General features: G+C 57.4%; 7 protein-coding genes. 6 read left to right on the plus strand and 1 reads right to left on the minus strand.

Annotated elements, in window-relative coordinates; all coding sequences use genetic code 11:
- Window positions 1-360: 360 nt before the first annotated feature.
- Window positions 361-819, minus strand: a complete 459-nt coding sequence (locus ABEL04_RS13240) for a hypothetical protein (protein WP_375802867.1) — start codon at window positions 817-819, stop codon at window positions 361-363.
- 1,107 nt (window positions 820-1,926) lie between these two features.
- On the opposite strand from ABEL04_RS13240, the gene ABEL04_RS13245 reads away from it, so the two are divergent.
- The 6 genes from ABEL04_RS13245 to ABEL04_RS13270 form a co-directional block, all read left to right on the plus strand.
- Window positions 1,927-4,971, plus strand: a complete 3,045-nt coding sequence (locus tag ABEL04_RS13245) for a SusC/RagA family TonB-linked outer membrane protein (RefSeq protein ID WP_375802868.1) — start codon at window positions 1,927-1,929, stop codon at window positions 4,969-4,971.
- Between the two features lie 99 nt (window positions 4,972-5,070).
- The gene (locus tag ABEL04_RS13250) at window positions 5,071-6,609 is read left to right on the plus strand and encodes a RagB/SusD family nutrient uptake outer membrane protein (RefSeq protein WP_375802869.1); all 1,539 of its coding nucleotides are present in this window, start codon (window positions 5,071-5,073) and stop codon (window positions 6,607-6,609) included.
- Window positions 6,610-6,670: 61 nt separating this feature from the next.
- A complete protein-coding gene (locus tag ABEL04_RS13255) occupies window positions 6,671-7,141 on the plus strand; it encodes a DUF1735 domain-containing protein (RefSeq protein WP_375802870.1) in 471 nt (156 codons plus the stop codon).
- A gap of 229 nt (window positions 7,142-7,370) precedes the next feature.
- Window positions 7,371-8,051 carry a porin family protein gene (locus ABEL04_RS13260; RefSeq protein WP_375802871.1) on the plus strand — a complete coding sequence of 227 codons (681 nt, stop codon included), beginning with the start codon at window positions 7,371-7,373 and terminating at the stop codon, window positions 8,049-8,051.
- 264 nt (window positions 8,052-8,315) lie between these two features.
- Entirely contained in the window at window positions 8,316-8,477 is a 162-nt protein-coding gene (locus ABEL04_RS13265) for a hypothetical protein (RefSeq protein WP_375802872.1), read from the plus strand.
- A gap of 404 nt (window positions 8,478-8,881) precedes the next feature.
- Window positions 8,882-9,050 (plus strand): ADP-ribosylglycohydrolase family protein (locus ABEL04_RS13270; protein ID WP_375802873.1); only part of this gene is annotated, 169 nt, incomplete at its 3' end.

Consider the following 9,050-nt stretch of genomic DNA (forward strand, 5'->3'; position numbering starts at 1 on the left):
GGGGACCTCGACGCTGGGCAGTGGACGGACGACACGCAGATGAGATTTGCCCTCGTCCGGGTCCTCGCAGATCAACTCGTTGACATCCCGCTTGACCTGCGCGGCACCTGCGGCCTCGCCAGCGTCGCGCCGATACGACCGGGGTGACGATGGGGCCCTGCACAGATGGGATGCGTTCCCGGCCGAGTGGTGGAACGGGCTGTAGGCTCGGGACGAGCTCCAGATGGAGGTGCAAGCCTTCTGGGACGCGCTCCTGAAGGATTAATAGCGGCACCGAGGATAAGGCGACAGTGAATTAGTAGTCCTCCAATCCCCCGTCTGAAATTGCTCCTATAACCCGTTCGAATCAGACGCGGCGTCTTAATTTCCACTGCTGGACGGGCCTGCCTGGTCGATTTTTTCCAAGAACGCCAAAAGGCCTGATTGCACCGCGGAGTCGAGCCGGAGAGGCATTCCGCCAATCGAGCCCTTCAGGGATGAGGCGGTTGCGATCTGTCGAAGCTTGTCAATTCCGATCTCAACAGTGGCAAACGTTCCGAGTACCCGGTTGACTTCGTTATCTGCAACCGTGCCGGGCAGGTTGGCCTTGGCCGAGGCGCTGCTCCAGTCGAACACCGACCCGTCGGCCGTGATCTGCCCGTTCACCCCTGACAAGCCCAGTTCTTGGCCCCCTCTCACGCTGAAAACGAGCTTGGCGGCATCGGGTGTGCAGTTCCGACCCTCACACTGTGCAACGACTCGCATGTCGATGGTCGAAGAGCTCCCATAACTGCCCCCTGAGCTCTGTGACACGGTAAAGGGACCCGTTTCGTATCGCATCTGGTTGTTCTCAGAATCGTACGAAGCGACCGTCGTGGCACCCCCTGTGCATCCGGCGAGGACCAAACTCGCGAGAAGAGCACATACCCAGAAGGTTCGCAGTGTCATGGTGCAAGTCGGTGCTACGGGAAATGAGTTAGACGACGTTCATCCGGTGCGTAGAGGATGCCTGACCGGGGCCACTCCTGTCTGCCGATTTCGGGACGTCAGGCGCGTGGGCATCGAATCCTCTCGGGGGCGAACAGGGGCGCTCTGTCGGGCAGAACGCTCCCATCCCTGTCGAGGCGAGCACGATGAACGAAACATAGGCGGATCCCGGACGGAAGGAGGATTCGGGACACAAAAGGATGACTTAAAGACATAAATACTCATTGGGTTCGGGCCCGCTCGAAATGGGCAAAGAAGAACTGAAGGTTCTGCCAAAGGCCCCCTGATGGTTGAGGGAATGCCGACGTAGCGTTCGATTTCCGAAACGCCTGCGTCGACGGCCTGCTCGATGAGGTCGGGATACAAAATGCCGCTGCGAGTTCGTCGGCGGAGCGGACGTCCACATGCCAATCGGCTGCGCCCCTGACCTGAAAGGCCGTATAAGGTGCCAGGGGGAGATGTTGGTGGGTGCTGCGACGGAACAGAGGAAGAAATCGTCTCTCAGACGCAGGCATCGTCCACGGGACACAGGGCACACAGGAAACACAGGTGGATCGTTGCAGAGATAAATGTGTGAGAGAAGACCCCGTAATGTTGCTCCGTGTACGGGAGGGCGTCTCAGAAAAGCAGAGCGCCTCGCTTCCCAAGAGGTGGCAAGTAGGAAGGGAGGAAGATGCCAAAATCGTACAGTCCTCAGAGACGGCACGGGACGGTGAAGAGCACGGAACCAGCACACTCAACGCTTGAGGGACCGTCCCCGAGCTCAATAGTTGAAGAATCAGTTAACTTGTAAGTGTGGAATTTTACAGTCTGCATCCTAGGGCTTAGTATTTCTTGCGCACTGGACGCTCCACGCTGTCTTCATAGAGAGACGGCTTTCACCATGTCGTCTGGGTCAGCGGTGAGGTCGAGATCGTTGCGTCGAACCATCGTCGTTCGTTGGATCAACCGAGTTGCGCCATGAACTCTACTGTTACACGTTTTCTTTATGGGCTCCTGGCCCTGTTCTTGCTTCCAGGGCTCGCGCAGGCTCAGACAGGAACCATCACCGGAAAAGTGACCGACGCGCAATCCGGAAATACGCTTCCGGGGGTCAATGTCGCACTGGCGGAGCTCAACCGCGGTGCAGCAACAGGCGCGGACGGACAATTCACGATCGAGGACGTGCCGGTCGGGACGTACACCCTGCGCGCTTCCTTTGTGGGATATCAGGATTTCTCCACGGAGGTAACAGTTGGCGCGGGCGAAACCGTTACCCAGAACATAGAGCTGCAGCCCGGAACCGTAGGCCTTCAGGAGGTAGTCGTAACGGGCTACGGCCAGCAGCAGACTGCGGCAGAGCTTACCGGATCGGTGTCGAATCTCAGCGCCGAAAATGTAAATGAAGTCCCGGTCCAGAATGCAAATGAGCTCCTGCAGGGCAGAATATCTGGCGTATCACTGCAACGGACGAGTGGCCAGCCCGGCGGCGGATTTAATATCAATATTCGAGGACAAGGATCGATCAACGCTGGGGATCAGCCGCTCTACATCGTGGATGGCGTGCAAATGAGCTTTTCTGGGGGACAAAGACAGGTCGAGGACGACATCCCGACGACGAGGAAATCACCACTGAGCGTGATCGACCCCCGAAATATCGAATCCATCCGGGTTCTGAAGGACGCGGCGGCGGCCGCAATCTATGGGGCACAGGCGTCCAATGGCGTAGTGTTGATTGAAACAAAGGACGGCACTCAGGGCGAGACCCAAGTTACGGTCAGCTTTGAGGGAGGGGCTCGCTTCCAGGCCAATCGGGTCGACGTGATGGAAAGGGATGAATGGGTTCAATACCACATTGATGCGTTTGGGGAGTCGGGATTTCGGAATGCTGTCCTTCCCTTTTATGGGTATTCTCCTGACACGAAGCTCAGCAATCTCCCAAACTTTAGTTGGCAGGATTTTTCCTACCGAGTGGGGCGGCACAGGAGCACTAGCTTTACGGCAAACGGAGGCGATCAGAACACCCAGTACTACATTACGGGGAACTGGACGGATACCGAGGCTGCGGTCAAGAGGGTTGAGTTTCAACAGCGCAGCCTGCGCCTGAACATCAACCAGCAAGTGTCGGACGCGATCAACCTCGACACGAAGGTTCGGGTCATGGACCAGAACAACGCCGACATTGCTCAGGACAACTTCTGGGTCGAGGGTCCCTTCTACTGGGCGACGCAAGGAGATCCTCCGATCGCACCGCCGTATCAGGATGACGGGAGCTATAACCCCGATACATTCTTCGGGCTCGGGAACAACTTTGCCGTGGAGTTCAACGAGAAGGACCAGTTCACAAACACCACCCAGATTGTTGCGAGCGCCCAACCGAGGGTTTCCTTGTATCCGTGGCTCACCCTCAATGGGACATTTGGGCTCGATTATCAGAGCAATGAGGGGACCAGGCGCGCGACGCCCGTCGAGGCGCGAGCGGACGACGGCGTCTTGCAGCGCAGCTTCGAAGACATTACGAACCTCACGGCAAACCTCACACTGAATGCCAGCAATACGTTTGCGGGTGGACACAACGTCGATGCGCTTTTGGGGAGCGAGTACCGGCGGGAGTTTCGGGAACGGACACGGGCCTCTTTTGCTGGGTTTGGAAACCGCTTCATCAGTGTGGCGGATGGGGCTCCCAACAACACGAACTACGGGGGCGAGAGCTCAGAATTTCGGATTCTGTCGTACTTCGGACGGGTAAACTACGACTACAATGGTCGCTACTTTGCCTCGGCGACCCTCCGATTCGACGGCTCGTCCCGGTTTGGAGCAAAAAATCGATGGGGAGTATTTCCCGCCGTGTCCGCCGGCTGGCGAATCTCCGAAGAAAGCTTCTTCAACGTGGGCTTTGTCGAAAACCTGAAGCTTCGGGCCAGCTACGGAGTGACCGGGAACACGCAGATTGGAAACTTTGCTGCCCGGGGACTCTTCAACACTGTAGGGCCGTACGTAGGAGGTACCGGATTTCGACCCGGCCAACTGGCCAATCCGCAGCTGAGCTGGGAGGAGGAACGGGAGATCAATCTCGGTCTTGACTACTCATTCTGGGGTGGCCGGGTTAGTGGAAACATGAATGTTTACCGTTCGAGAAGCACTCAGCTTCTGCTGAACCAGCCCCTCCCTCCGAGTAGTGGATACAATTCGATCACGGAGAACATCGGCGAGTTGCAGAATCGGGGATTTGAGTTCGAGATCGAGACGGTCAACGTCCAGACCGAGAAGTTCAGCTGGTCGACCCGGTTCAATGTCTCCGTGAGAGACAACACTGTGAAAGAGCTCACACCGGGTGTCAAGGAACTGCAGCCCGCAAACGAGACACCTATTAGGATAGGGCGTCGTCTGGATGCTTGGAAGGTCTACGATTACGCCGGTGCAAATCCCGCTACCGGCCGCCCGATGTACTATGACAAGAACGGAAATCTCACGTACAATCCGAGAGAAGCCGACCGGAAATTCTTCGATTCGGCCGAGGAGGATTTCGTTGGCGGCATCGGGACACGGTTTAGTTACGGGGGGCTGTCACTGGGCGTGTCCTTTGATTACAGCTTTGGGGCAAAGGTCTGGCCGGCGGCACGGTCCGCTGCGAGTAATGCCGGATACACGCAGGCCCTCGAACTCATCGCCGATGACCGGTGGAAGAAACCGGGGGACGTTGCGGCGTACCCGAAGGCTGTTCCGTTTGGAAGTTATCCGAACGCGGAAAGCCCCGACTACACAGGGACTGTGACCTCAACGTTCTGGCTGTTCAAGGGGAACTACGTTCGGTTGAAAAACATCAGCCTTGATTACCGTCTGCCCTCAGGCCTGCTGGACAAGGTTGGCCTGAGGAGTGCGAGAATCTACGTTCGCGGATTGAATCTCTGGCACGTCTCTCCGCTGGATGGCATTAACATCGATCCCACGATTGCCGGATCGGAAGACGTGGCCAGCTACCCCGTTGAGCAGCAATTCAACATCGGCGTTGACATTGGCCTCTAGTCGTTCTTGCGCTTCGGCCGGAGCCGTGCCGGTATTTTGACCGCCGGCACGGCTCCCCCCTTCCTTTCTGTACGTAGCTTCAACTGAGTGTACCAACCTATGAGAATACTTGTTAACACGACAATCGCGATTTTCCTTCTCACCGCTCTCGCCGGATGTGATACGATCCTTAATAAACCACAGCCGAGCACCAGGGTCTCCCAGCAGACGGCCCTCACGAATCCCGACGCCATCCGGGGGGTTCGAAACAGCATGTATGATCGGTTTCACGGACCTGGAGGGCCCGCAAACAGCGGGACGTTCATGATGGTCGGTCCCGCCTCCCTGGCGGACAACCTCGTTTTTCGCCCGGGAGCGGGTCGTTTTGCGGGACTAAATCGCTTCAACGAGGGGGCTGGCCTCGGCACACTCATTCGGGACGTTATGTACGGAGCGATCAACGATGCGAACCTTCTAATCAAGGGCATTAAGGAGGATGCTCTTCCCTCCCAGACCCGGAAGAAGTTCCAGGCAGAAGGGTATTTCATCCGGGCACTAAGCATGCACTACCTCGTGCGCGTCTTCGGGTACGACCCGGCCGGGCCGAACTCGGGGGATGGGCTGGTCCAGCCGCAGTCGGGGCCTGGGTCAGACTGGAGTAAGGGCATCATCATTCGCACGAAACCAACTCTCAGTCCCCAGGATGCGACGGAGAAAGCTCGGGCCTCCGTTCGGGAGGTGTACAACCAGATCATAAGCGACCTCAAGCAGGCCATATCGCTGTTTTCGAATCTGAACAGCGACGTGCGCACGAAAACTCGATACTTCGCTTCCCAGGCGGCGGCCGAAGCGATTCTCGCCCGGGTACAGCTGTATCAGCGCAACTGGGAAGCCGCTGACACGCGCGCTCAGAACGCGATTGATCTCGCGAGTTCACGGTTCGGGTCAAGCCTCGCAGAGCCCTCCCAGTTGGAGGCCATCTTCGACGAGACGACCGGCGACAATCCGGAGGCGATCTTTGAGATAGAAACGGACCCATTGGCCGCCGTCGACGCAATCAATGATGCCCCGTCCGTGTATACCTCGCTCGGGTTTCTTGCCCAGGTTCCCACTCAGGAACTGCTCAATCTATATGGATCGAACGACGCGCGGCTCGATCATTGGTACGGAAAGTGCATTGCAGAGGATGAGGGCGAAAACGTAGTCGAAGACTGTATGGCGCGAAACAACAAAGGGTTTGAACTACAGAAGTATCAGACAGAAAGAGGCGTGGCGGATTACGCGGACGACTACCCCATTACCCGCATCGCCGAGATGTACCTGATTCAGGCAGAGGCCCGACTGCACACCACGGGCCCGTCCGCGGCGATCGCTCGGCTTAACGATCTCCGTGCGAAGCGGAATGCCAGCATGCTCGATCCCGTTAACTACAACATGGACTCGGCGATGAACGAGATCCTGGCCGAGCGGCGCCGCGAGCTCGTGGCGGAGGGACATCGCTTCTTCGACCTCAAGCGCCTCGGGCGCGACATCCCGAAGGATCACGTCCCGAACTTCCCGGGCACTGTCGTTCCGTTTAACGACAACCGGATCCTGGATGACTTCCCCGCCGGAGCGGTCGAGGTCAATGGACCGTTGACGCAGAATCCGGGATACTAGGTCTCACCTCGCGGAAAGAGGTTTCACTTTCGGATTTAGCCCAGCTGAACGCATACAACCTATGAGACTACTACGTTACTTCCTCGTCTTGGCGGTTTTGGGACTCTTCGTGACTGCATGTGATCTGTTTGAGCGGCGAAACCGGTCCTATCAGGGGAATCCAAAGCTCGAATTTCAACCCCTCACCCGGACGGTCGACGAGCCTGTGAACGGCGATACTACAGTTACTGTAAACATCAACCTGATTGGTCCTCAGCAGAGTTCGAGCGTTCCGGTGTCCTTTGCGGCGGATGACTCTTCTTCTGCCCAGTCGGGAACACACTTCACCCTCCCATCCTCATCTGCCTCTATCCCTGCAAACTCCAGCACAACTGAGGTGGACATTACGGTGAAGAACAATGATCAAGACGACGGAAACAGCAATTACGTGTTGTTTCTGTCCCTGCAGGACACGAACCAGGGAGACAACATTACTCCTGCGACGAACTTGAGGACCCATACCCTCACCATCCGGGGACTGAACGAGAATTGACGGCAGGGGGAGGGCCGGTTCCTCCCGTTCTGTTCTTACCTGCCCCACTGAACACAGGTGGGACTCCGGAGAGGATTGCTTCCCTTCAGATTTCCCCAGCCTTTCGTTTCAGGTGCAAGGAGAATTCTGTCGGAAGGCCCGGCAAGGTTCCCTCGTTTCTCCTGAAATCGGATATTGCTACTCCCAGTCAGACCCGCACGGAATGTTTTTTCATCACCTGATCAATGGCATGGATCACCCAAGACAGATACTATTCACGGCATTCTCTGTGCTTGCATTAGTGGCTTTCTCGCTTGCTCCAATGAAAGAGGCTCGAGCCCAAGAGGCACCAGGGGCCTTTTACATCGGGTTCTCAGGGGGGCTCAACCAGTCCTCATTCGGCAACGTGACGGCCAATTCCCGGCAAGGATACGCTGCAGGCGTGTCTTTCACGTATAACTTCAACGAAGTTTTCTCTGGGGAATTTGGCGTCCTCCATTCGCGGAAGGGGGCAAATGGGGTGACGGCCTCTGCACCAAACCGCCCCGACGCTGTTGATTTTGAAGGCGACGACATTCGACTGGACTACTACCACTTTCCGCTTCTCGCCAAGCTGACTGCCCCCATCGAGGCTGTTAAGATTCGCGCGTTCGCCGGACCGGCGTTTGACTTCATCCGCACCGCAGCAATAAATGGGCAGAAATCCCGACCAGACATCCAAGCTCAACAGCCAGCCAAAGAGCGGTTCCGGCCCTTCGATGTCGAGGCTGTCCTCGGAGGAGAGATTGCGATTCCGGTTCCCTCTCCCGTGAGCGAAATCGCGATCGACGGCCGCTATCACTTCGGGTTTCTTGACGTGGACGCTGCACAGCAATTCTCCATGAAGCAAAGAACATTTACGGGCACCGTAAGCCTCCGATTTGAACTCTAGCGCGACGACGTGGCAAGCGAAGCCGGACGATGGACTGAAATGCACCCATTTCAATCGTGTCTCCTGTCGGTCAGTCCCTCGTGCGTGAGCTGATCCGCTCTGCAGAAGGGAGAAGCCTCTCCGATTGGCTCGAATCCTCGCACTGGCACGCCGAAGGGACTACTTTCGTTTGTCGTTCTCCTCTTGATAGGCGTGGGCTGTGGACTGGTCGGGTGGCAGGGAGAGCCCCAGATTGACCGCTACCTTAAGGTCCAGGGTACCATGATGCTCCAGCAAGTTCCCAACCGGAGTTCCGTGTGGACCATCGAGGCAAACACCGCCACCTACGTTCCCCGGCAGAATGTTCCCTCCGAGGTCAAGGAAGAAGGACTCCTTGTGAGGGCTACGGGCACCGTAGAAGAGCCGCCGGACTTTCTGTCGGGGTAGCGTATTACTTCAATCTTCGGTCCATTGAGAAGCTGGAGGGATAAACTCGCAGCCCCCTGGTCCACGCCTCTATCGGCATGTACGTTTTTCGTGGTGGGCGAGTCGCGAGGCACCCGCGCGACAGTTTTCCTGTTTGGAAACAGAAGCTTCTTGGCGGACCTCAAGGTCACCCGCGTGCGAAGGCGTAGCAGCAGGATCGTGTTTTCCTCCCGCACCGTCACGAACGAGCGCCCGAGCACAGTGGCGGCGGCGAAGAAGAGGAGGTTCCGGAGCAGAACCGCCTGCACGCGGGCTCGGAGGGGCGGACGTGAAGATCTAACAATTCGGGAGCGAGCCCCCGGGAATCGGTCTTGGATACCCTATCCTGTGGAAGCATCCGTCCCCTTCTCGTTCCAACTTCCCTTATGTTCCTGTCCCTGGACCGCGTTCTCGGTGCGCTTCTCGGTACTGCCGTTGGGGATGCCCTGGGCATGCCCATCGAAGGCCTCAGTCACCAGAACGTGCGGACTTACTACAAGGGCATCAAAGAGTACCGGGACGACGACCAGCGAGGGGACCTCGACGCTGGGCAGT

The organism is Salinibacter sp., from assembly GCF_042218895.1.
GTDB lineage: Bacteria > Bacteroidota > Rhodothermia > Rhodothermales > Salinibacteraceae > Salinibacter.